The sequence below is a fragment of the Mycolicibacterium aurum genome, from assembly GCF_900637195.1.
Classification (GTDB): Bacteria; Actinomycetota; Actinomycetes; order Mycobacteriales; family Mycobacteriaceae; genus Mycobacterium; species Mycobacterium aurum.
Genome location: NZ_LR134356.1, coordinates 3,777,756 through 3,800,103 on the forward strand (window position 1 = coordinate 3,777,756; position 22,348 = coordinate 3,800,103).

The window sequence follows — 22,348 nt, forward strand, 5'->3', positions numbered from 1 at the left end:
CTCAGCCGGCAGTGCTGACGGTGTCGCCCACCGGCTCGAGCCGTACCGCGACACCGTTGAGTACCGACATGCCGGCCAGGCGTTCCAGGTCGGCGGCATCGTTGGATGTCAGCTCGTTGACGTTGGCTCCGCCGGAGCGGTTGGCCAGCTGCCATCCGCCGCGATGACCCCACCCATGTGGGATCGCCACGGTGCCGTGGGCGACCTCGTCGGTGATGAGGACTTCGGTCTCGATCGCGCCGTACGGCGACGTGATGCGCACCAGATGCTTGTCGGTCAGTCCGGCCGCGGCGGCGTCGGCGGGGTGAACCCTGGCGCGATGGCGCCGGTCGCCCTTCATCAGCGTCGGGCTGTTGTGCATCCAGGAGTTCTGGGAACGCATCTCACGCAGGCCGATCGCCATCAGTGGGAAGTCCGGGTCATCAGGGTGACGTTCGCCGAGCCGTCGCAGTTCCGCGACGATCTCCGCCGGCGCCAGGACGACCTTTGCGCCGGGCTGGCGGACCGTGTCGGCGCGGATGCCGGTCCTTGCGTGTTCGGCGAGCACGATGCCGTGCGGATTGGCGCGCAACCGCCGCGGGTTGATGCCCTTGCGGCGAAGTCCGAATCTGTCGCCGTACGGGCCGACCCGCATCAGTATCTCCATCAACCGGCGCGGGGTGAGGCGCCCGATACCTCGCCGGTCGAGCCAGCTCAACACACCGTTGAGCCGTAGCAGCGGGCCGGTGGCGAACAGTGAAAGCCCCATGCGGTGGGCCAGCTCGTCGAACACCTCCCACTCGCTGCGCGCCTGACCGTACGGCTCAAGCACAGGTTCGGCGGCCTGGATGAACACCGTCGGGGAACAGTTCGCGAAGCTGTAGGGAACGTCGTAGCGCTCGAGGAAAGTGGTGGACGGAAGCACGTAGTCGGCGTGCCGGTTGGTCTCGTTGACGTACAGATCCAGTGACACCAGCAGATCGAGTTCGCCGAGCGCCTTCTCCAGCATCGGCCCATTCGGCACACTCAGCACGGGATTGCCTGCGGTGACGAACAGTGCCCGCAGCTGTCCGTCGCCGGGGGTGATGATCTCCTCGGCGAGCAGAGCGGCCGGGTACGTGCTCATGACCTCCGGCAGGTCACCGATGCGCGACCTCGCCGAGTTGTACGTCATCCTGCCGGACCTCTCCCCCATGTCTTCCAGGGGAATCACCGCCTGGGAGAACAGCATTCCGCCGGCGCGGTCCAGGTTGCCGGTGACAATGCTCAGCGCGTCGAGTAGATGGCACACCAGGGTGCCGTGTCGGCCCAGGCATGCGCCGGTGCGACCGTAGGCGACGGCACTGGGCGCGGCGGCGAAGTCCCGGGCGAGCGTGCGCAGTACATCGGGAGCCACCCCGGTGCGGGCCGCGGTGTCCTCCGGCGGAAAGGCTTCGACGATTTCGCGCAGCTGCTTCCAGCCGACTGTCTGTTCGGCCAATGCTGTGGCGTCGGCCAGGTTCTCACCGAAGATGACGTGCAGCATCGACAGGAGCAGCCAGGCGTCGGAATCGGGACGCACCGGGAGATGTTCGTAGGCGCGGGCTGTCTCGGTGCGCCGAGGGTCGACCACCACGACACGGCCGCCGCGGCGGACGATTCCTGCCAGATCATCCTTGACCCGTGGTGTGCGAACCGCACTGCCATGGGACACAAGAGGATTGGCCCCGAGCATGAACAGGAAGTCGGTGCGGGGCAGATCCGGGAACGGAATCTGGGTGGCCGCGCCGTAGAGCAACTTGCTCGCAACGAAGCGCGAGTTGATGTCTTGGGAGCCGGACGAGTACTGGTGGTGACCGCCGAGGCGGCTCAGGAACAGGCCGGACCAGATGCCGCTGGCGTAACCGAAGGCGACCGGATTGCCGAAATACTGCCCGACGGCGCCACCGCCGTGCTCGGCCACGATGCCGGTGAGGCGCGCGGCGATGTCGTCCAGTGCGACGTCCCAGCTGACCTCCTCGAAGCCGCCGTCCGCGCGTCGGCGCAACGGCGACAGGACCCGGTCGGCGTCGTTTTGCACGTCGCTGAAGGCGATCCCCTTCGGGCACGCCCGCCCGCGGGACAGGGGATTGTCGGGGTCTGGGCGCAGGGACTGCAGCCTGCCGTCGTCGACCGTCGCGATGAGGCCGCAGAGGGCTTCACAGATCCGGCAATACGTGACGCGTTGCTCGACCGCCATCGACCTAGATTATGCAGCCGGATAAATAATGGTCAAGGAACGTCAGGAATCTCCACTGCCCCGTAGCCCGCCGCAGGTGAACTCGATGAGCTGCTCAAGCCATTCGGGGTCGAGTCCGCCCGGACCCAGCGGTCGGCGGTAGGCCGCCAGATCGGCGCCGGCCAGCGCGGCGATCATCGAGTACATCGCCAGCGCGGCGCGCTGCTGGACCGCCACGGTGTCCAGCCCCGGGATGGCCCGCCCCGCCGCCGCCACGAACAGTTCGGGCAGCCCGGGATCGCCGTCGAGCGACTCGCGCCAGATCGGGTCGTCGACGAGGGCGAGTTGGGTCATCACCTTCAGCCAGGACAAGCCGTGCACCGGGTCGTGCTCGAGCAGCGCCACATGCGGTCTCAACAAGGACTCGACGACGTCGCGAACTCCGATGTCGCCGGGCGCCGAGACGAGTGCGCTCAGATGACCGGCGATGGCCGGTGTGATGTCGCTCGACCGGCGGTGCGCGACCGCGGCGATCAGACCTCTCTTGGTCGGAAAGTGGTACATGACAGAGCGATTGGCGACGCCGGCGGCACGGGCCACGGATCGCAGGGAGACGGCGCCGATCGAGGACTCACCGAACATCCGCTCGGCGGTGTCGAGTATCAGTCCCCGGATGTCCACATCGCCGCGGGGGCCCCGCCGGCGAACCGTGGCTTCGGCCATCCGCTCAGGGTAGCGACAGATCCGCGATTCGACGGGTGGCCGCTAGTCGATACGCCTGTTCCATGCGACAACGTAGATCAGCATCGACACGACCAGCCCGAGGATCACCCACATGACGAGGCCGACGTCGATCCACGCGCCGGGCGGTGGCGCCCCCGGCAGGATGTTCCGTAGCGGCACGATCGCGAACAACATCGCCGCATACCAGGTCAGGAACGGCATCTGAAACTCCTTGCGCCCGCGGTACACCTTCAACGATGTGTACAGCGCGAGCGCGGGGAGCATGACGAGCACCAGGCAGATGCCGATGTCGAACGCGAGCGGACCGAGCGCCCGCCTGAGCGTGAGCGTCACCGCCTCGTCGCCCGCCTCGGAATAGGACTGTGGTGACGGTGGCGCGGCGGCGCTGGAGATGTCCCAGCCCTGGATGGCCGCCTCGATTTCGACGCGGGCCGGCCTGAATTCCCGTTCGTCGCCCTCACCGACGAGCACGTCGGCGCTGATCGCGTCCGTGGTGTAGGTGTCGAACGGCCACGTCGTCGGGTCGCCGCCGACGTCGATGGTGGTGGCCACCTCGGCCGGAGCTGCCCCGGCGGGAAACTTCATGTCGCCCAGCGTGTTCCACGGGTAGAGCCGGACGGACAGGTCCTCGGTGAGCACGTCCAGGCGTGGATCTGTCAATGCGTCGTCGGGAATGACCAGGACTTTGGCCTCAAGTCGGTTGTCCACGGTCTTGATGCCGGTGACGGTGACCAGAACGACGGTCTCCGAGCCGTCGCCGAAATCCGGGCTGTCCAGCTCGCGGGCAGACCCGGAGAAGAACCAGTAGGCGAACAGCGACCCCGCGTACAGGAGTGCCACGCCGAGAATCACGACGACGACGGTGGCGGCTCCACGCTTTCCGGTTTCCCCGCTGGGCTGCATCATGTGCACCTCCACCGCGAAATATTACGCAGGCGTCAGTTTTGATGTACCGAATTCCGCATCATTGCGGGTCGCCGGTCAGGAAACGCACCTCGGCGACGTCGTACTCCGCAACCGACGCGGACTGAATCGCGGCCGATTGGCCGCCGTCAGGTCCGCTGCCGCGGAAGGCATCGACGTCGGCCTGGGACTCCCAGCGCTCGAAGATGTTGATGCGATCGGATTCCAACAGATCGGCGGTGATGGCGAAATCCAGACATCCCGGCGTGCGACGCGCCTGTTCGACCACACCCCGGCAGTCAGCCAGATAGCCGTCCCGCACGTCGGGGGCGACGACGATATGACCCGCGACGATCACCACGAGCAGCCTCCTCTTCTGATGTGTGTGTGCACAACTCGACGTATGGACACGGCAGCCGCGCCGAAATCATCGGATGCCCGGTGGCGTGGTGAACCAGCCGGGCTGTACTCAGCCGGCCCGCCTAGGCTGTGCCGGTGACCCTTCTTCTCGGCCCCGTCCTCAGACACGTCGGCGAGACGACCGCCACGGTGTGGGTGCAGACCGATGCACCCGCCGAAGTGACGGTACTCGGCTGCTCCGCACGAACGTTCGAGGTCGAGGACTGTCACTACGCGCTGGTGCCGGTCCAGGGTCTGGCCGCAGACTCGGTGACCGAGTACACGGTGCAGATCGACGGTGTGACGGCCTGGCCCGAGCCGGAGTCGGATTTCCCGCCCAGCGTGATCAAGACCCGGGGCCCGGCGACCGCCGACCGGCTGCGGGTGATCTTCGGTTCGTGTCGCTACCCGAAGACCGGCGTCGCCAAGCTCGACGACAAACTCGGCCTCGACGCGTTGGACTGCTACGCCACCCGGTTGACGGCGATGCCGACGCAGGAATGGCCCGATGCGCTACTTCTGCTCGGCGATCAGGTGTACGCCGACGAGCTCACCCCGGAGGCCCGGGAGCATCTTGCGGGAGGCCGCTCGGGGCGTAGGTCCGCGGGCACCCGTCCACCGGACGAGGTCGTGAGTTTCACCGAGTACGAGCGGCTCTACCGCCACACCTGGGGTGATCCCGAGATCCGGTGGATCCTGTCGACACTTCCGACCGCGATGATCTTCGACGATCACGACATCCGTGACGACTGGAACACGTCGGCAGCTTGGCGCGCCGAGGTCAACGCGATGCCCTGGTGGCGCGACCGTATCCGTGCCGGCCTCGCGTCCTACTGGGTGTACCAGCATCTGGGAAATCTCAGCCCGACGGAGCTCGCCGCCGACGAGGACTACCAGAAGGTGCTGGCCACCGACGGCGATTGCTGGCCCCTGCTGGCCGAGTTGGCCGACCGTGCCGACAGCGAAGTGGACGGTGACAAGGGACTGCGATTCAGCTTCCGGTGGGACCTGGGGCGCAGCCGGCTGATCATGGTCGATTCCCGCAACGCCCGCATCCTCGACAGCGGTGACCGGAAGATGTTGGGCGACCGCGAGTTCCAGTGGCTGGAAGAGCAAGTCAACGACGAACTGGAGACGGTGGACCACCTGCTCATCGGGTCGTCGCTGCCGTGGCTGCTCCCCCCGGTCCTCGGTGACCTGCAGACCATCAACGAGATCGCCGCCAACCGCGACGGCCTACGCGGAAAGCTCGGCGAGAAGATCCGCCAGACGGCAGATCTCGAGCACTGGCCGGCGTTCCTGAATTCGTTCCTCCGGCTGAGCGAGCTGATCAACTCGGCGGCCACCCGATCCTCACGAGGGCCGGCGACCATCTCGGTGCTGTCCGGCGACGTCCACCACAGCTATGCCGCACGCGCCGACTTCGGCGGATCGTCGACCACCCGGATCCATCAGCTCGTGTGCTCGCCGGTGCACAACTATGTTCCGGGCCCCCTCAAACCGGCGCTGAAGCTGTCCTGGTCGCCGCGACTGGCCCGGGTGAGCCGACGGTGGGCCCGCCGTAACGGCTCTCCTGACCTGCCGATGACCTGGCGCAACCTCAGCGGGCCGCTGTTCGGCAACACCATCGCCAGCCTGGAGGCCGACGGCCGCACCGCCGAGGTGATCTTCGAGCAGCCGCTCGACAACGGCGACTTGACGTCGGTGACGACGGTCGCCCTGACGTAGGCGAACGTCGTCAGTGGACACCTTCCATCTGGCGGCTGATCCACGGCGCGATCGCGAACACGCCGACACCGACCACCACGGCCACCGCGCCGAGGATGCCGAAGTACGCCACCTCGCGGGACGCGTCGTAGTAACCGGCGAGCACACCCGACATGGACGTGCCGAGGCCCACCGAGAAGAAGTACAGCGCCATCATCTGGGCCCGGAAGGCCTCCGGCGCCAACTTGGTGGTCACTGACAGCCCGATCGGCGACAAGAGCAGCTCCGAGACGGCGAAGGCAGCCAGGATCGCCATCACCACCAGCGCAGGTACGGAACTGACGTTGGCCAGCGGCACGAAGCACAGGAACGCCAGCCCCATGCCGATGACGCCGTAGGCGAACTTGCGGGGCGTGGTCGGTGCGCGGTTGCCCAACCGCGTCCACAGGACCGCGAACAGGGGTGAAAGCGCGATGATCCAGATCGGTTCGATGGACCCGATCCAGCTCGACGGGGCGATCCATCCGAAGATCGACCAGTTCATGCGCTCGTCGGAGTAGACCGCGAGCACGGTGAAGATCTGCTGGAACAGTGACCAGAAGACCGCGTTGGCGACGAACAGTGGGATGAACGCCCGCACCCGCACCTTCTCGGTCCCGTCGACCTTGGGGCTGCGCAGCATGATGACGAAGTACGCGATCGACGCGACGATGATGACGCCGGTGGTGACCTGCGACAGGTTGGCCAGCGTGACCACCTTCAGCGCGATGGCCGCCGCGACGACGACGATCACGACCGCGAACACACCGACGGTCTTACCGATAGCGCTGCGCGGCAACGGGTTCGGAATGTCTCGGCCATGCTCGCCGAGGTTGCGGCGGAACACCACATACTGGATCAGGCCGAGCGCCATGCCGATCGCGGCAGCGCCGAACCCGTAGTGGAACCCGACGCGGGTCTGCAGCAACCCGGTGATCAGCGGGCCGACGAACGCGCCAAGGTTGATGCCGAGGTAGAACAGCGTGAAGCCGCCGTCGGCGCGGGGATCGCCCTTGGCGTACAGGGTGCCGAGCAGCGAGGACGCGTTGGCCTTCAGCGCTCCCGAGCCCAGCGCGACGAGCACCAACCCGGCGCCGACACCGGCCAGTCCCGGCAGAACGGCCAGCGCGATATGGCCCAGCATGACCACGACGCCGCCGTAGAACACGGTGCGTTCCATACCGAGCAGGCGATCGGCGATCCATCCGCCCAGCACCGTCGACAGGTACACCAGTCCGCCGTACGCGCCGACGATGCCGGTGGCCGTGCTCTGCGGCAGGCCTACACCGCCATCGGTCGCCGAGTAATACAGGTAGTAGCCGAGGATCGTCAGCATTCCGTAGAACGAGAATCGTTCCCAGAGTTCCACGCCGAACAGGTTGGTCAATCCGATCGGATGACCGAACAGGGTGCGCGATTCGCGCTCTCGGATAGTCATGGATCTACCCTGCACCCTTCGTCGTTTCCGGCGCGGCAAACGGCTCCCCCGGGCATGTCTGTACGCGGCCTACACTCGGCGTCATGCCTCGCCCCGACAAGCCACGTCCCGGCCAGGAGTCGGTATGGGATTACCCCAGGCCACCACGGCTCGAGGAGTTCACCGGATCGATCACCGTCGAGCTCGGAGGCCAGACGATCGCCAGGACGGAGCGGGCCTGGCGGGTCCTTGAGACCAGCCACCCACCCACGTACTACCTGCCCCGGGAGTGTTTCACCGACGGCGTCCTGTCTCCGGCGGCCGGTTCGTCATGGTGTGAATGGAAGGGCCAGGCGAGCTACTTCGACCTGGTGACGCCGGCGGCCGTTGCGCCACACGCAGCGTGGACGTATCTGCAGCCGACGCGCGGTTTCACCGCGATCACGGGTGCCGTGGCCATCATGGCCAGCCAGGTCGACCGCTGCACCGTCAACGGCGAAGAGGTCGTGCCACAGCCCGGCGGTTTTTACGGCGGATGGATCAACAGCTGGCTGGCCGGCCCGTTCAAAGGGGTGCCCGGCTCGATGGGCTGGTAGACCCGCTATTCACCTGCTGCCAGCGGACGGCCGGTGGGATACGGCAGGTCGATCCCGTTTTCGTCGTACGCGCGCAGGATGGCGCGCCGCAGCTTCCGCTGCACCGCCCACTGGGCGTTCGGGCGTACCTTGACCGTCATCCGCAGTGTGACCAGGTCCGGAGCCATCTCCTGGACGCCGAGCATCTTCGGCTCACCGATCACCCGGGCCGACAGCGATTCGTCCGCGACGGCGTCCTCAGCCGCCTCCAGAGCAACCCGCTCGGCGCGGTCTAGGTCGGCGGTCAGCGCGACCGGGACCTCGATCCGGGCGATGGCGTATTCCTGGCTCATGTTGCCCACACGGGCGATCTCGCCGTTGCGGACGTACCACAGGGTGCCGTCGATGTCGCGGACGGTGGTGATGCGTAAGCCGACGCTCTCGACTTCGCCCACCGCTTCGCCGAGGTCGACGGTGTCGCCGACGCCGTACTGGTCCTCCAGCAACATGAACACCCCGGTGACGAAGTCGCGCACCAAATTCTGGGCGCCGAAACCGATGGCGAGGCCGACCACCCCTGCGGAGGCGATGAACGGCGCGATGTTCACGCCGAGCACGTTGAGCAGCGCCAGGATGAGCCACACCAGCAGGACGATCGACGTCGTGGACTTCAGGACCGAACCGATGGTCTGCGCGCGCTGCTGGCGCCGCGCCACGACCTGTGCAGTGGTGGCCGAGGACGGAACCCGATCACGGAGATAGCGGACCAGCGGAGGGGTCTTGCTGCGCTCTGCCCCGTCGGCCTCGTTGCCGGACTTCGCCGCGGTGGCGCGGTCGATCATGCGGTGCACGAGGAACCGGATGATCAGGGCGACGACGAGATAGGCGACGATCCTGATGGGGACCTCGATGAGCCAGTGCCTGCTGGTGTCCGTCCATTCGAAAGCCAAAAGAGAGACATCCATGTGTTCCCACCATACGGCCGCGGGCCCGGGTCGCGCCGCGCCGGTCCGCGCCTGCCGTCGTGAGACGATCGTCCGGTGACTGTCGTTCTCGCGCTGCGATGCGCCAATGGGCTGGTCCTGGCGTCAGATTCGCAGATCACCGATCCCGGCCGGGGCCTAACCTATCCCGCACAGAAGCTCCACACCCTCGGGCCGCGCGCGGCGTGGGGCGGCAGCGGTTCCCGGGCCGTGCTGTACGACATCGAGCAGGTCTTCACCGACGAACCGGATTCCATCCTCGAGGCCAAGAACCTCGGCCATGCGCTGCAGGCCCGAATCCTGCCGATACTCAAGCATCACTACGAGAACTTCATCTCCGACGTCCCCGGACAGGAGACCGGCGGCACGCCGGCCACCTACGTCCTCACCGCAGGCTATGTCGGCGACAAACCGTTCATCGTCGACGTGGACCCGAACGGCCTCATCGGGCATCACGAGGAAACCGGGTTTCAGGCCGTGGGTAGCGGCGCCGCGATGGCACAGCAGGCCCACGCGTTGCTGTCCCACTTCCGGATGTCCGAACGTGACGTCGAATACGGGGTGCTGACGGCGCTGCGTGTCCTGGACGCATTGGATGCGTCGTCATCCAGCGTCGGCGGGCCGATGGACATCTGCCGGCTCAGGCCGGAGGGAGCCGACCACCTGTCCGAGGACGAGGTGAATGACGTTCGGCGGCAAGTGAGTCGGTGGATCGAGCGCGAGCACGAGGTGCTCGACGCGCTGTTCGACTAGGTGTACTGACCTGAGAGGTTAGGTACGCGGCTGGCTGGTGGTTTGACCGCCGAGTGCTGTGTGGCCGCGGTGGTGATTGTAGTTGTGCAGCCATCGCGGGTACTCCTGGCAGCGTTGTTCGTCGCTGGTGTACAGCCGGGCGTAGGCCCACTCATCGGCCAGGGTCCGGTGGAATCTCTCCACCTTCCCGTTGGTCTGCGGCCGATAGGGTCGAGTGCGCCGATGTTCGATGTCATCGCCTAGCGCCTTGCGGAATACATGCGACCGGTAGCAAGATCCGTTATCAGTCAACACCTTTCGAACAATGATTCCCTGTTCGACGAACCAGGCGTTGGCGCGTTCCCAGAACTCGGAGGCGGTCTCCTTGCGTTCATCGGCCAGCATCTCGGAGAAGACCAGACGGGAGTGCGCATCCAGCGCGGTGTGTAGGAAGTGATAGCCCCGCAACGGCTGTCGGTACTTATTGGTGGCTCCGGTCTTGTCGGCTTGGGCGTTGCGCTTACCTGCGGAGCGACCCAGCATCTTCCAGCCGCCGCCGGCGGGGATCTTTCCCAGCTTCTTGACATCGACGTGCACCAGATCACCGCACGCCGCAGATTCCATGCGGCGCACGACGCGGCCGGTGGCGCGGTCGAGCCAGCGCAGTCGGGCGATCCGGTAGCGGCGCAGCACGTTGTGCACCGTGGAGACGTTCAGTCGCAGCAGGTAGGCGATTCGGGCCGGTCCCCAACGGCGGGTGACGCGCACCCCGATGATGCGGCGTTCGGTCCGTGTCGGGGTGCGGTTGGGGCTGCGATGGGGTCGTGAGCTGCGATCGGCCATGCCGGCTTCACCCAGTTCGCGGTAGCGGCCGGCCCAGCGTGCAGCCGTACTCACCGCGACTTGAAAGCGTTCAGCAGCTCGACGCAACGGCCAGCCATCCTCGACCACGCAACGAGCCAGGCGCAGACGACCGGTTTCTGACAACGGGGCATTACGGTGGGACACGAAGACCTCCGAGGTGGTTGGTGCGTTCCTAGACAGCTCGCACTTCACTCGGAGGTCTTCTTCATGTCACCACGCCACGCCGTACTTAACGTCCGTGGTCAGTACAACTAGGAGAGCACCGGCTCAGAAGTCGCCGATGGGCGGACCGACCGGGTAGGAACCCTCAAACGGTGCTGCGGTGGTCCCGACTACGGCCTTGGTGGTGTCCCGGACTTCGCCGAACGCGTTGACTTCGCCGGCATCTGCGACGCGGGCCTCGGAGATACCGCGGGCGAGGCCGAAGTCGTTGATGCGAATGACCGAGTTCTGCGAAGCCTGGCGACTGGTGACCGTCGGCCCTGGTCCGACCTCGTTGATGTCCGCATGTGCGGTCCCACTGCCCAGTCCGGCGAATGCCACCGTCACGGCGAACGAGCCCAGACCCACGGCGCCGAGCTTCTTCGAATGACGCGCGGACGCTTTGGCGTGCTTGGCCATCAGCATTCCCCTTTGATCGGCGGACGGATTGTCGTGTTCTTCCCTGTTCAAGCGTGCTGAACACTAACAATCGCCGACCGAGCATGCGCGCCCAAGCGGACGCATTTTCCCAGGTCACAGCACATTGCCAGGAGATCTCTACATATCGTCCAGACGAGCCCGCCAGGCTGCGAAGCCCCTGTGAGAATGTTTGTGTCCTACTGGTTCCGGGGATCTTGGCCGGTCGCCCGACGAGGTCGGTCGAGTCGCGAGACGAACGCTGCGGCCTGGGTCCGACGCTCCATGCCCAACTTGGCCAGAAGCCTTGACACATAGTTCTTGACGGTCTTCTCAGCGAGAAACATCCGATCCGCGATCTGCTTGTTGGTCAAGCCCTCCCCAAGCAGATCCAGCAGCACGCGCTCCTGATTGCTGAGCCCGGTCAGAGGATCGTCGTGCTCGGCGGCGCTGCGCAACTTCGACATCAAGGCGGCCGCGGCCCGGTTGTCCAGGAGCGACCGTCCGGCCCCCACCTCCTTGATGGCCTTCGCGAGCTCCATGCCCTTGATGTCCTTGATGACGAACCCGCTGGCTCCGGCAAGGATCGCGTCGAGCATCGCTTCGTCCGACGTGAATGAGGTCAGCATCAGGCACCGCAGATTCTGCAACCGGGACAGCAGCTCCCGACACAGCTCGATGCCGTTTCCGTCCGGCAGCCGAACGTCGAGCACCGCGACGTCGGGTTGCATCGCCGGTATCCGCGCGAGCGCCTCCGCGACAGATCCCGCCTCCCCGACGACGTCCAGCTCGGGGTCCGAACCGAGAAGGTCAATGAGTCCACGCCTGACCACCTCGTGGTCATCGACCAGGAAAACACTGACCACGTACAGCACCTTTCGCCGACGTCGCGCGGATCATCGACTCGATCGTCGGCGATACCCTGGGCGACAGCTAGGGCCTCAGGTCCTTTTCGGCAGGGGACCTCTGCCTCTGCCGCCCCTGTACCCGGGGCGTCAAAGTTGGGGCCGTGGAGCGTTTGTCCGCCCTCGACGCGGGGTTTCTTCAGGCAGAAGACGCCGACCGGCACATCAGCCTGGTCGTCGGAGCTGTCTCCGTGCTGGACGGCCCCGTCCCGGATCAGGACGAGATCGTCGCGTCCATCGGCGAACGAATCATGGGCATTCCCCGACTCCGCCAGGTGGTCCGCAGGCAACCGTTCGATCTCGCCGCGCCGGTCTGGGAGGACGACGCAGATATCGACCTTGCACACCACATTCACCGCGCGGCACTACCGGCACCGGGCGACGACGAAGCGCTGTTCCGGTTTACTGCGGAAGCGATGGAAACGCGACTCGATCGCGAGCGCCCGCTGTGGCAGTGCTGGATAGTCGAGGGACTTGCCGACAGCCGGTGGGCGATCGTCATGAAGGTGCACCATTGCGTCGCCGACGGCATCGCGACGATGCACATGCTCGTCGGTCTCAGCGACGGCGATCAGGACGACACCTACGTCGACGCCATCCGCGCCGGCCACGCGTCGAGTGGTCCGGTCCCCTCTTCCCCCGCGCCCACACTGAATCCGTTGCGCTGGTTGAAGAGTGCGTGGGGTACAGCAGCGACGGTGGCCTCGTCATCAGTGGTCGTCGCCGAGGGCTTCGTCGAGATCGTGGACAGCCTGGTGCGATCCGGGCCGTCCCCGCTGAACGGACCGGTGACGACGATGCGCCGATACAGCGCGGTGCAGGTCCCGTTGGCCACCGTCACCGCGGTCAGCCAGGGCTTCGGTGTCACGCTCAACGATGTGGCGCTGTCAGCGATCACGGACAGCTTCCGGGCCGCACTGCTGCGACGCGGGGAGACGCCCCGCCACGACTCGCTGCGCACGCTGGTTCCGGTGTCGGTGCGCACGTCCGACGCGATGGACCACGTCGACAACAGGGTGTCGGTGATGCTGCCCTACCTTCCGGTGGACGAGCCTGACCGCGTCAAGCAATTGCGGGCGGTGCACGAGCGTCTCAACCGCGCCAAAGGCAGCGGCCAGCGCCAGGCGGGAACCGCAGCCGTGACCGTCGTGGATCTGGTGCCTTTCGCGCTCGCGTCACGAGCGATCCGTGCCCTGACGTCGCTCCCTCAGCGTGGAATTGTCACGCTGGCCACCAATGTCCCGGGTCCGCGGCGGCACCTCCACGTGATGGGTCGCAACGTCGTACGAATGCTGCCCGTTCCCCCTGTCGCTCTGCGGCTGCGGGCAGGGGTGGCGATCCTGAGCTACGGCGATGACCTCGTCTTCGGGATCACCGCCGACTTCGACAGCTTCCCCGACGTCGACGAACTGGCCGGCGGAATACAGGAGGCGATGGCCTGCCTGTACGCAGCGGCCCGGCGGCCGAAGTCTGCGCGCAAGACGCCGTTGGCTCTTGTCCGGCCGGTCGAGGACGCGCAATGACGCCGGCTTCGCCGGCCACGCGCGCCACACAGTTCGGCAGCGCCGCAGCTGCGATGCTCGTCGACGACGAACGAAAGCCACTGGCAATAGCCGCCGAGGGCCTCTACCGCTCGGCGCGGGCCCACGCATACCCTCAGACCGAGGTGTCGTTCACCGCCGAACAGAGCTCAGCAGGGGGAAGGTCACGATATGTCCACTCGCGCATACGAGAAAGTACTGACTGGAGTGGACGATTCGCCGTCATCCCGGCACGCCCTGGCATGGGCGGCCGATGAGGCCCTGCTTCACGGTGCGCCACTGCACATCCTGTACGCAGCTCCACTTCCGATAGGTGCATGGCCCATCGCCCCGGTGCCGGCCGAGTTCATCGACTGGCAACAGCAGAATGGCCGCGACATCCTGGATGCCGCAAGCCGGATGGTTGTCGAGCGCACCCATGGATCAGTCGAGGTGACAACCGAGATCACCATGGCCACGCCGACCTCGGCACTGGTCGAGGCATCCAGATCAGCAGGGCTGGTCGTGGTGGGATCTCGCGGTCGGGGCGCGTTGGCCCGCACCGTGCTCGGAAGCGTCAGCACGGGTCTGGTGCACCGCTCGCACTGTCCGGTGGCGGTGATCCACGAAGACGGGCCGACGCCGGCCACAGACGCACAGGTGGTCGTGGGAGTGGACGGGTCGGCTGCCTCGGAACCCGCTGTCGAACTGGCTTTTCAGGAGGCAGAGCGGCGCGGGGTGGGGATCGTTGCCCTGCACGCATGGTGGTCTCCTGGCGCTTTCGACATGCCGGGCTTCGACTGGGATGAGATGAAACCATCCGTCGAGAAGGAGGTCGCTCGTCAGCTCGTCGCCTGGCGGCGCCGCCACCCCGAGGTTGCGGTCGAGCAGGTCGTGGTGCGTGACCAGCCTGCGCGCCGACTCGTCGAGCAGGCGAGCTCGGCGCAGTTGCTGATTGTGGGCAGCCACGGATACGGAAGCGTGGCGAGCACACTGCTTGGTTCGGTGAGCAGCGCAGTGACGCAGGCGGCCAGAGTTCCTGTCATCGTCGTCCGGCCGCGCTGACGTAGGGCTGCGGTACGGCCGGGAGAACTCTCTCCACGTTCATCCCGCGGGTCATGAATCAGGAAGGCACTCGGAAGGATTCGGCTCCCACCGGACGGCAGGTGCATCCCGACGTCTTTTGTCGGCTTCCTCGTAGATCTCTCCGGCGACCTCCTGTTGGCCCTCACCTGACCACGCCGTCGCACAGCCGAACCTCGGGGCCCAAAGTCCCCCGCACCGGGGACGAACGACTCCGGATCTCGACCCCCCGCCCGCCTAGCCTGATTCGATGAGTGAGGGGAAAGCACTGTGACCGGGCCCGGCACTGAAGGCGAAATCCTGGTGGGTGTCGACGGGTCGGCCACGTCGGCCGCGGCGGTCGAGTGGGCAGCACGTGATGCCGAGCTTCGGGGTCGACCCCTGCGTCTGGTCCATGTGGTGCCACCGATCGTCATGCCGCGGACACCGTGGCCGGAACTGCCAGTGGCGTATGCGCGTTACGCCGACGACCTTGCCCGCCAGATCACCCACCACTCCTGCTCGTTGGCGGTCGCCGCCACTTCTCCGGGGTACGCGTCGCGGATCACCACCGAGATCATCGGCGGTCCGATCGTGCCGACACTGCTCGGCCTGTCGAAGGCGGCCGACATGGTGGTCGTGGGCTGCATCGGCGAGACTGCCGCGACGCGCGCACTGATGGGCTCGGTGAGCTCATCACTGGTACACCGGGCCCACTGTCCGGTGGCCGTGATCCACGGCGAGCATCTGCCGTCCTCCGAGGCGCCGGTGCTGGTCGGTATGGACGGTTCCTCGGCATCGGAACTCGCGACCGCGATCGCCTTCGGTGAAGCGTCATATCGCGGTGTCGACCTCGTCGCACTGCACGCCTGGAGCGATATGGGACCACTCGGCTTCCCAGACTTCGACTGGGCGCCCATCGACTGGCGGAATGTCAAGGAGTACACGGAGAACGAGTTCTCAAGGCACCTGTCAGGATGGCAGGAACGCTATCCCGAAGTGCGTGTGACACCCATCGTGGTGTGCGATCGACCGACCAACCGGCTGCTGGAGCAGGCCGATTCGGCCCAGCTGATCGTCGTCGGCGGCCACGGACGTGGCGCGGCGACCGGTGTGCACAGCGGCTCGGTCAGCAACGCGATAGTGCATTCCGCCCAGATCCCGGTCATCGTGGCGCAGCGGGGATGAGAGGCTCGCCCGCGCTTCCCCGATGTCAGTGCCGCGCCGCCTTCCGCGGCTCTCGGGTCAGACTGCGGTTGACGATCGCGATGCCCGCTTCCAGGTGACGCTCCGATTGATCGACATCCGAGGTGAACTCGGCGTCGTAGTTGTTGGGGGAATGCTCGAGTACCGACAGACACATGTGGGCGGCTTCGTGTGCGTCGTCTGCGGCGGCGTCGAGCTCGGCCGTCAGATCGGCTTCCGGAGAGGGCATCTGGGCCGCCAGGTCGACGCGGGCGGCGTCGTGCATCCGCTGGCAAGCCGAGGCGAGAGCCGGACCGTCGAGGCTCTCCAATGCTTTGCGCGAATCGTCGAGCGCCTCCTGGAGTTCCGTCACGTGCGGGTAGGTGGTCGACCACCATTCTGTGAGCTCGGCATGCTCGGACGCCGAGGTGGCGGTGTGCACCCCGCCGCGCGCCATCACGAGGGCGATCACCACCGCGGCCGCGGCGACCGCGCCCACGACCGACAGCACGGCGATTGCCGCAAACCTCCGGTCCCGGCCGCGGCGATCAGGCGTCGGGTCGCCGACGGGAGCGCCGCACGTGGGACAGATATACCCGCCGTTCGGTGCACCATGGGGAGTGGGACACAGCGGCGCATTCGCGGGCGTGGACGGCACGGTCACCTCGGCCGCACCACCGTCACCGGGATGTCGACCGACTGCGCGACCGCCGAGCTGACGGATCCGAGCAACATGCCGGAGAAGCCGCCCCGGCCGTGGCTCCCCAGGACCACCAATTGCGCAGTGCGCGAACGTTCGGCGAGCCAGCGGGCCGGCTCGTCGAACTCGACGTGGCGATGGACGCGAACGTCGGGATATCGCTCCTGCCACCCGGCGAGACGCTCGGCGAGAACCTCCTGCGCTCGTTGCTTGTGTTCTCGCCACTCCTGACCCTGCAACGGCAACCCGTTGCCGCCGTTGAACACGTGCGCGGCCAGCAGGTCCACCTGACGCACCGCGGCTTCCTCGAATGCGAGCGCGGTGGCGCTCTCCGACGCGGGCGACCCATCGATACCGAGGACGATCGGGGCAGTGACGTCGGGGAGCCTGCCCTCCCGACTGTGCACGACGGTGACAGGACCATGCGCGTGGTGTATGAGCCCGGTGCTGACCGAGCCCATCAGAAGCCGACCCACGGTACCCATCCCTCGGCTACCGACGACCACCATCCGCGCTTCCTTGGACGCGTCGATCAGCGCGGGCAGCGACGGAGCGCGCTGAACCTCGCTGCGAATGTCGAGGGCGGTGCCGGATGCGGTTGCCGCGGCAGCCTCCGCACGCACGTAACTGAGTGCCTCTTCGGCATTCTCACGTTCGAACTCGGCGATGGTGGCCTGCAGCGGGCCCGTGGGCCACCTGACGCCGACCGGCGTAACGACATACATCAGGGTGATCGGCACGTCGAACAGTTGCGCTTCGCGCGCAGCCCATCGCGCGGCCGTCGCGGATTCCTGTGAGCCGTCTACGCCGACCAGGACTCCGTACCGAGTTGACTCCGCGGACATCTCAGCGCCCGATCACTTCGAGTATCGGCCGGCGATATACGTGCTCGCCACGGCCATCAGTGCGATGACGACGGCGATGAGAACGGCAGCTGTCGGCCAGTCCATGGCAACTCTCCTCTGCGGCATACCTGATCACTCCGTTGTCTGTAACGGTATGACCACTGCGACAGGCCCATTAGGGTCGTTGGTCCCGTATCGGGGTGCCGGCAGGCATCAACCGCGGCAGTCATCAATCCAGGGAGACCACGTTCCCTGTCCCGAAACTCGTAGTGCCGCAACGCCGACCGTGGATCGGCACGGCGCGTGCCCGGCCGTTCGACCCGCTGGCGTGCGGACGTTATGAACAAGGGTCACAACGTGCGTCGCCGGGCCGCCATCGGCCTCAACGGTGGAGACGAACAGCAGCGTAGTGCGGGCCGCTGTCGGGCCATGGGCGTGCCGGTCGACGGCGGCGTGGGCGATGTTGCACGGCCCGCGTCCCATGCCTTGGCATACATCCGGTACCACCGACCAGTCGAAATCAGCGACAGTAGTTTCATAGTCAACGAGATTCGGTGTGACACGCCAATCTTCGGAGGTCTTGTGGACGACACTCATGACACGTGGTCACGGCGCGGCGGCGACAACACACCGATGCGGACGGCCGTGCCAATGTTGGCCATGACGCGGTCCAAGAGTGCGTTGTAGGCAGACCCGTCGTCATGCAGCTTCCGATAGCCGTGGTGCAGCAGAAACGCATCCAGGCGACGGTCGATCGGCCACTGAGCGTAGGTCTCACCGGTGAGGTCGGAGCGCAGGAATTGCCAGGCGACGCTGTCGAGCTCTGCAGGTGATACGACGAGCTTGTCGGTCGTTGCCATCGCCACTCCCTCGTGAAGATCGAATCGCCTTCATCGTTTTCGTGTCCAGCTTCACGCGATAGAGACGAAAGTCACCTTTGCCAAGGACGTGGCTTAAGTCCTCGCAAGCAGGTCCACTCGGCCCTGCCCTCCGAGGTGAGCCGAGGTGAGCATCGGGGAATGCCCACCGAAACCACCACTGTGGCCAGGAACCTGGACGCCGCTTCAACAAGCACGTCCTGAACCCCGTGATGCTGCGGTTGGCGGGGCGAAAACACTGGTATGCCGCGGTCATCCGCCACACCGGGCGCACCAGCGGCCGGTCATATGCGACGCCCGTGGTCGCCGACCGGGTGACCGACGGATTCATCACCCCCCTGCCGTACGGAAGCGACGTCGACTGGCTGAGCAACGCGACGGCGGCAGGAAGCGCGACCCTCACCGTCGCAGGCCGGTCCTACGAGTTGTCGCGCCCCCGCGTCATCGATACCGCGACGGCCGCATCTCAATTGCCGAGCAGTCGACGCCGAATGTTCCAGGCATGGGGAATCGATTCTTTCGTCAAGTTCGACGCTTCATCAGCCGATGCCAGTGAGGACACCCATGGAACTGATCGCTTTCGCAGCCTCGTCGACGAGGCCGGTGATGCTCAGCAGCAGGCGGTCGCGCGGTCGGGAGCCGTCCGCCGCCGGCTGGAGGATGCAGGGTTGGACGATCGGCTCGTCGGCGTGGTCCAGGATTGAGGCCGACTTCGGTGACAACTAGCGAGAGTTGTTGCCATGCATAACCATTGGTTGGACAACCACGCTAGACGCTTGGCCACGAAGCTTGCAGCGCTCCGCAACGAGGATGTCGTCGTGCTCGGCATCCCGCGCAGCGGTGTACCGATCGCGTTTTCGCTTGCCGAATCTCTGGGCGCGCCGCTCGATGTCCTGGCCGCGTGCGCGCTGACGTTGCCGTTCGACCCCGGCGTCGCCTTCGGCGCTGTTGCCGAGGACGGTGTTCGCGTGCTCAACCGTACGGTCGTCGACCAGACAGGGGCCAGCGCCGGCGAGATCGAGGACGTGATCAGCGTTGCGACCACCGAGCTCAACCGCCGGGTCGGCCTGTATCGCCCAGGCCACGTGCGTGCCGATCTCAAGGGCCGGGTGGCCGTTGTGGTGGACAGTGACTTGACCAGCGGCGCAAAGGCTGCCGCGGCGTGCCGGGCTGCGAGGGACCGGGGCGCGTCGCGGGTGATCTTTGCCGCGCCGGAGGGGTCGCCGCCCGTGGTTGAGGCACTGCGCACCGAAGCCGATGAGGTCATCTGCCTGGAGACACCGCCGTTCTACTTCTACGCCACGTCCCAAGAAGGCGATCGTCGGCGTCGGCGCACCACCGACGCCGACGTGGTCGCGTTGCTCGATCGAGCACGCAAGCGAAGCGCCGAGGCGCCGGTCATACTGACCGTAGCTGGAGCGAAGCTGGAAGGCACTCTCAGCGTGCCCGAAAACGCGTGTGGCTTGCTTCTTTTCGCGCATAGCGGCGCCATCTGTAACAGCATGCACAGCAAGTACATGGCCAAGAGCCTCAACGACGCGGGTTTCGCCACGGTTCTGCTCGACCTGTCAACTCCCGTCGACGTTGCCGGTCGTAGCGACATGTTCGCCATCGGGCTGCTGGCTGACCAACTCGTCGACGTCACCGTGTGGCGCGGCGACCACCCCGAGGTCGCCGGACTACCCGTCGGATACTTCGGCACCGGCACGGGAGCCGGTGCCGCACTTGCCGCAGCGGGCAGTACCCGAGCCAGTGTGCAATCCGTTGTATCGCGCGGCAGCCGGCCGGATCTCGCGGGAGGCCCGGACGAGATGACGCTGCAGTTCAACGAGCGTGCCAGAGCTGCGATCTCGTGCGAGTGCACGATCGCCGAGGTGCCCAGGGCGGGGCAACGATTCGACAGGCCCGGCGCGCTGGATCAGTTGGCGGAACTGGCGCGAGACTGGTTCATCGGCCACTTGTCATCCACCGGCGCACGGCCACAACCGGTTGCCCTCGGACAGCACGTCGCAACGGGTTGAGCCGCATCCCCTCGCGCATCACCGGATGGCGCGATGAAAACCACAGATCGGGAGGGACGAGCGGAGGCGCGGTGATGAATGCCAAGGTCTGGACGAGCCGGCACCGGAACCGTGACTGCGCGACATACCTGCTCACGGATCGGCTACACCGTCATCACCCGGTTCAGGTGTCCGCAGACGGAATCACCTCGGCAGTGACGAACTGGCTTGCACACCCCGATGTTCGAAGCTCTTTGGCTGACGACTTCGCCCGCGCGATCCGCGAAGGAGACTGGGCGAACGCCCACTTCTGCACGGCTCAACGCAACGGCGCACGCCACCGCAGCCGCGTCCCACCGGCCTCTCCCGGGCCCACGGCGAAGGTGCCGCCGACGTCGGCGGCGCGCTGACGAAGATTCGTCAACCCGCTACTGGTGACGTCCTCGGGGATTCCGCGACCGTCGTCCACCACCTCGATCACCAGCTCGTCGGCGACTGTGACACGAATATCCAGGGCATTCGCCTCAGCGTGACGGACAGCGTTGCTGACGGCTTCACGCATGACCGCCTCGGCATGATCGGCCAGCACGGCGTCGATGATGGACAGCGGCCCGGTGAACTGCACCGTGGTCCGGATGTCGGCACTGGCGAACTGGTCGATGGCCTCGTCGAGCCGCTGGCGCAGACGGGTGCTGCCGCCGCGGGGACCGTGCAGGTCGAAGATCGCCGTCCGGATCTCCTGAATCACCTGCTGCAGGTCATCCACACAGTCCGAAAGTCGCTGCTGAACTTCGGCAGAGCGTGCGCGCGGGATGGTGCCCTGCAGCGACAGCCCGACAGCGAACAACCGCTGGATCACATGATCGTGGAGGTCGCGGGCAATGCGGTCACGGTCGGTCAGGATGTCGAGTTCCCGCAGCTGGCGCTGCGTCCTCGCCAGCTGCCAGGCCAGTACCGCCTGGTCGACGAAGGCGGAGATCATCGCGAGATCGTCCCTGCTGAAGGGCGGCACACCGTGCGGCCGCACGGCGATCAACACGCCTGCGACAGAGCCGGTCCCGCGAATCGGGAGAACCATCGCGGGACCGAGGGCCCGATGCGCCTCGCTCAATTCCAGATCGGTGCAGCGAACAGCGGTCTGCGTGGTGAAGACGTCGCCGACAACACTTCCTGCGGTCGACACGGCTGTCATGGACGTCTCCGGGCCATCTCCGGCGGTGGCGACCACATCAAGTTCATCGACCGGCCCGTCCCCCTCGTCGAGGTCTTCGCGCACGGCGACGAGGATCGTCTCGGCACCACTGAGGTGTCGCGACTCGTCGGCCATCAGCCGGAAGACGGTGGCCGGGTCGGCCCCCGACAGCATTTTCGTGCCGATATCGCGGGTGGCTTCGATCCAGGATTGCCGGAGCTTGGACTGCTCGTAGAGGCGGGCGTTCTCGATGGCGATGCCTGCGGCCGCCGCCAGGGCCTGGACCAGTACCTCGTCGTCATCGCTGAACGGCTGCCCGCCCGCCTTTTCGGTGAGGTACAGATTGCCGAAGACCTCGTCGCGGATGCGCACCGGAACGCCCAGGAAGGTGCGCATCGGCGGATGATTGGCCGGAAAGCCGACGGAGTCCGGGTGGTGCGAGATGTTGTCGAGCCGAATGGGCTTCGGGTCGTCGATGAGGACGCCCAGGACGCCGCGCCCCTCCGGGAGGTGGCCGATCTGCGCCCTCGTCGGCTCATCGATGCCGTGGTAGATGAACTCGATGAGTTCATGTTCGTGACCGCGGACGCCCAGCGCTCCGTACCCGGCGTCCACCAGATCGATCGCAGTGCGCACGATCGTGCGCAGGGTGTCGTCGAGTTCCAGCCCGGAGGTCACCACGAGCATGGCCTCCAGGAGACCTTCGAGTCGGTCACGCCCCTCGACGATCTGCTCGACCCGGTCCTGCACCTCGGTGAGCAGCTCCCGCAACCGCAACTGGGACAACGTGTCCCGCAACGGTCGTGAACTGGTTTCCACGTCCGGTCGGCCCACGTCCGACCGGAGCTCGTCGGTCACGCCCTCATCGTGCCACCGATCCCCCCCCGATGGGAAACGTCATCAC

General features: G+C 66.4%; 20 protein-coding genes and 1 pseudogene. 8 read left to right on the plus strand and 13 right to left on the minus strand.

Going from position 1 to position 22,348, the window contains the following annotated elements:
• Position 1 precedes the first annotated feature (1 nt).
• The 4 genes from EL337_RS17635 to EL337_RS17650 are packed head-to-tail and all read right to left on the minus strand — an operon-like array spanning position 2 to position 4,184.
• Positions 2-2,197 carry a molybdopterin-dependent oxidoreductase gene (locus EL337_RS17635; protein ID WP_048631843.1) on the minus strand — a complete coding sequence of 732 codons (2,196 nt, stop codon included), beginning with the start codon at positions 2,195-2,197 and terminating at the stop codon, positions 2-4.
• Between the two features lie 42 nt (positions 2,198-2,239).
• Positions 2,240-2,899 carry a TetR/AcrR family transcriptional regulator gene (locus tag EL337_RS17640; RefSeq protein WP_048631844.1) on the minus strand — a complete coding sequence of 220 codons (660 nt, stop codon included), beginning with the start codon at positions 2,897-2,899 and terminating at the stop codon, positions 2,240-2,242.
• Between the two features lie 42 nt (positions 2,900-2,941).
• Complete coding sequence (locus EL337_RS17645; RefSeq protein ID WP_232786765.1) at positions 2,942-3,838, minus strand: DUF4436 domain-containing protein; 897 nt, start codon at positions 3,836-3,838, stop codon at positions 2,942-2,944.
• 46 nt (positions 3,839-3,884) lie between these two features.
• Positions 3,885-4,184 carry a putative quinol monooxygenase gene (locus EL337_RS17650; protein ID WP_048631845.1) on the minus strand — a complete coding sequence of 100 codons (300 nt, stop codon included), beginning with the start codon at positions 4,182-4,184 and terminating at the stop codon, positions 3,885-3,887.
• A gap of 134 nt (positions 4,185-4,318) precedes the next feature.
• Here EL337_RS17650 and EL337_RS17655 point away from each other — a divergent pair, with 134 nt between their 5' ends.
• Entirely contained in the window at positions 4,319-5,950 is a 1,632-nt protein-coding gene (locus tag EL337_RS17655) for an alkaline phosphatase D family protein (protein WP_197724122.1), read from the plus strand.
• Between the two features lie 10 nt (positions 5,951-5,960).
• Here the strand turns inward: EL337_RS17655 and EL337_RS17660 are convergent, their stop codons facing one another.
• A complete protein-coding gene (locus EL337_RS17660) occupies positions 5,961-7,406 on the minus strand; it encodes a peptide MFS transporter (protein ID WP_048631847.1) in 1,446 nt (481 codons plus the stop codon).
• Between the two features lie 83 nt (positions 7,407-7,489).
• On the opposite strand from EL337_RS17660, the gene EL337_RS17665 reads away from it, so the two are divergent.
• Positions 7,490-7,981 (plus strand): DUF427 domain-containing protein, encoded by a 492-nt coding sequence (locus EL337_RS17665; protein WP_048631848.1) that lies wholly within the window; start codon positions 7,490-7,492, stop codon positions 7,979-7,981.
• A gap of 5 nt (positions 7,982-7,986) precedes the next feature.
• Here EL337_RS17665 and EL337_RS17670 read toward each other — a convergent pair whose 3' ends face one another.
• Entirely contained in the window at positions 7,987-8,925 is a 939-nt protein-coding gene (locus EL337_RS17670; RefSeq protein WP_048631849.1) for a mechanosensitive ion channel family protein, read from the minus strand.
• Between the two features lie 75 nt (positions 8,926-9,000).
• Between EL337_RS17670 and EL337_RS17675 the strand changes: the two genes are divergently transcribed.
• Positions 9,001-9,696, plus strand: a complete 696-nt coding sequence (locus tag EL337_RS17675; RefSeq protein ID WP_048631850.1) for an Ntn hydrolase family protein — start codon at positions 9,001-9,003, stop codon at positions 9,694-9,696.
• On the opposite strand, the pseudogene EL337_RS17680 reads toward EL337_RS17675, so the two are convergent.
• From EL337_RS17680 to dosR, 3 genes and pseudogenes are all read right to left on the minus strand, one after another.
• Positions 9,693-10,683, minus strand: a pseudogene (locus tag EL337_RS17680) (IS481 family transposase). The gene EL337_RS17675 and the pseudogene EL337_RS17680 sit on opposite strands and share 4 nt — an antisense overlap.
• A 123-nt stretch (positions 10,684-10,806) precedes the next feature.
• Positions 10,807-11,160, minus strand: a complete 354-nt coding sequence (locus EL337_RS17685; RefSeq protein ID WP_048633143.1) for a hypothetical protein — start codon at positions 11,158-11,160, stop codon at positions 10,807-10,809.
• 197 nt (positions 11,161-11,357) lie between these two features.
• Entirely contained in the window at positions 11,358-12,023 is a 666-nt protein-coding gene (gene dosR / locus EL337_RS17690) for a hypoxia response regulator transcription factor DosR/DevR (RefSeq protein WP_048633144.1), read from the minus strand.
• A 143-nt stretch (positions 12,024-12,166) separates the two neighbouring features.
• Between dosR and EL337_RS17695 the strand changes: the two genes are divergently transcribed.
• From EL337_RS17695 to EL337_RS17705, 3 genes are all read left to right on the plus strand, one after another.
• Positions 12,167-13,585, plus strand: coding sequence for a WS/DGAT/MGAT family O-acyltransferase (locus EL337_RS17695; protein WP_048633004.1), 1,419 nt, complete (start codon positions 12,167-12,169; stop codon positions 13,583-13,585).
• A gap of 189 nt (positions 13,586-13,774) precedes the next feature.
• Positions 13,775-14,647: a universal stress protein gene (locus EL337_RS17700; RefSeq protein WP_048633005.1), complete on the plus strand. Its 873-nt coding sequence runs from the start codon at positions 13,775-13,777 to the stop codon at positions 14,645-14,647.
• A 288-nt stretch (positions 14,648-14,935) separates the two neighbouring features.
• A complete protein-coding gene (locus EL337_RS17705) occupies positions 14,936-15,832 on the plus strand; it encodes a universal stress protein (RefSeq protein WP_048633006.1) in 897 nt (298 codons plus the stop codon).
• Positions 15,833-15,857: 25 nt separating this feature from the next.
• On the opposite strand, the gene EL337_RS17710 is transcribed toward EL337_RS17705, so the two are convergent.
• The 3 genes from EL337_RS17710 to EL337_RS17725 all read right to left on the minus strand — a co-directional run bounded on the left by EL337_RS17710 (position 15,858) and on the right by EL337_RS17725 (position 18,234).
• Positions 15,858-16,340: a hypothetical protein gene (locus EL337_RS17710; protein ID WP_232786821.1), complete on the minus strand. Its 483-nt coding sequence runs from the start codon at positions 16,338-16,340 to the stop codon at positions 15,858-15,860.
• 149 nt (positions 16,341-16,489) lie between these two features.
• Positions 16,490-17,374, minus strand: coding sequence for a universal stress protein (locus EL337_RS17715; RefSeq protein WP_048633007.1), 885 nt, complete (start codon positions 17,372-17,374; stop codon positions 16,490-16,492).
• Positions 17,375-17,967: 593 nt separating this feature from the next.
• Positions 17,968-18,234: a hypothetical protein gene (locus EL337_RS17725; protein ID WP_048633146.1), complete on the minus strand. Its 267-nt coding sequence runs from the start codon at positions 18,232-18,234 to the stop codon at positions 17,968-17,970.
• A 227-nt stretch (positions 18,235-18,461) separates the two neighbouring features.
• On the opposite strand from EL337_RS17725, the gene EL337_RS29235 reads away from it, so the two are divergent.
• Together EL337_RS29235 and EL337_RS17735 are read left to right on the plus strand one after the other, a co-directional pair.
• Complete coding sequence (locus tag EL337_RS29235; protein ID WP_306316165.1) at positions 18,462-18,956, plus strand: PNPOx family protein; 495 nt, start codon at positions 18,462-18,464, stop codon at positions 18,954-18,956.
• A gap of 72 nt (positions 18,957-19,028) precedes the next feature.
• Positions 19,029-20,273, plus strand: coding sequence for a phosphoribosyltransferase (locus EL337_RS17735; protein WP_048633008.1), 1,245 nt, complete (start codon positions 19,029-19,031; stop codon positions 20,271-20,273).
• Positions 20,274-20,571: 298 nt separating this feature from the next.
• On the opposite strand, the gene EL337_RS17745 is transcribed toward EL337_RS17735, so the two are convergent.
• Positions 20,572-22,302 carry a sensor histidine kinase gene (locus EL337_RS17745; protein ID WP_306316166.1) on the minus strand — a complete coding sequence of 577 codons (1,731 nt, stop codon included), beginning with the start codon at positions 22,300-22,302 and terminating at the stop codon, positions 20,572-20,574.
• Positions 22,303-22,348 lie beyond the last annotated feature (46 nt).

Bases quoted from the DNA above. Each gene is read 5' to 3' on its own strand.
- EL337_RS17640 (WP_048631844.1), bottom strand. From the start codon at position 2,899: ATGGCCGAAGCCACGGTTCGCCGGCGGGGCCCCCGCGGCGATGTGGAC.
- EL337_RS17660 (WP_048631847.1), bottom strand. From the start codon at position 7,406: ATGACTATCCGAGAGCGCGAATCGCGCACCCTGTTCGGTCATCCGATC.
- EL337_RS17665 (WP_048631848.1), top strand. From the start codon at position 7,490: ATGCCTCGCCCCGACAAGCCACGTCCCGGCCAGGAGTCGGTATGGGAT.
- EL337_RS17635 (WP_048631843.1), bottom strand. From the start codon at position 2,197: ATGGCGGTCGAGCAACGCGTCACGTATTGCCGGATCTGTGAAGCCCTC.
- EL337_RS17685 (WP_048633143.1), bottom strand. From the start codon at position 11,160: ATGGCCAAGCACGCCAAAGCGTCCGCGCGTCATTCGAAGAAGCTCGGC.
- EL337_RS17670 (WP_048631849.1), bottom strand. From the start codon at position 8,925: ATGGATGTCTCTCTTTTGGCTTTCGAATGGACGGACACCAGCAGGCAC.
- EL337_RS17725 (WP_048633146.1), bottom strand. From the start codon at position 18,234: ATGGCAACGACCGACAAGCTCGTCGTATCACCTGCAGAGCTCGACAGC.
- EL337_RS17715 (WP_048633007.1), bottom strand. From the start codon at position 17,374: ATGTCCGCGGAGTCAACTCGGTACGGAGTCCTGGTCGGCGTAGACGGC.
- EL337_RS17700 (WP_048633005.1), top strand. From the start codon at position 13,775: ATGTCCACTCGCGCATACGAGAAAGTACTGACTGGAGTGGACGATTCG.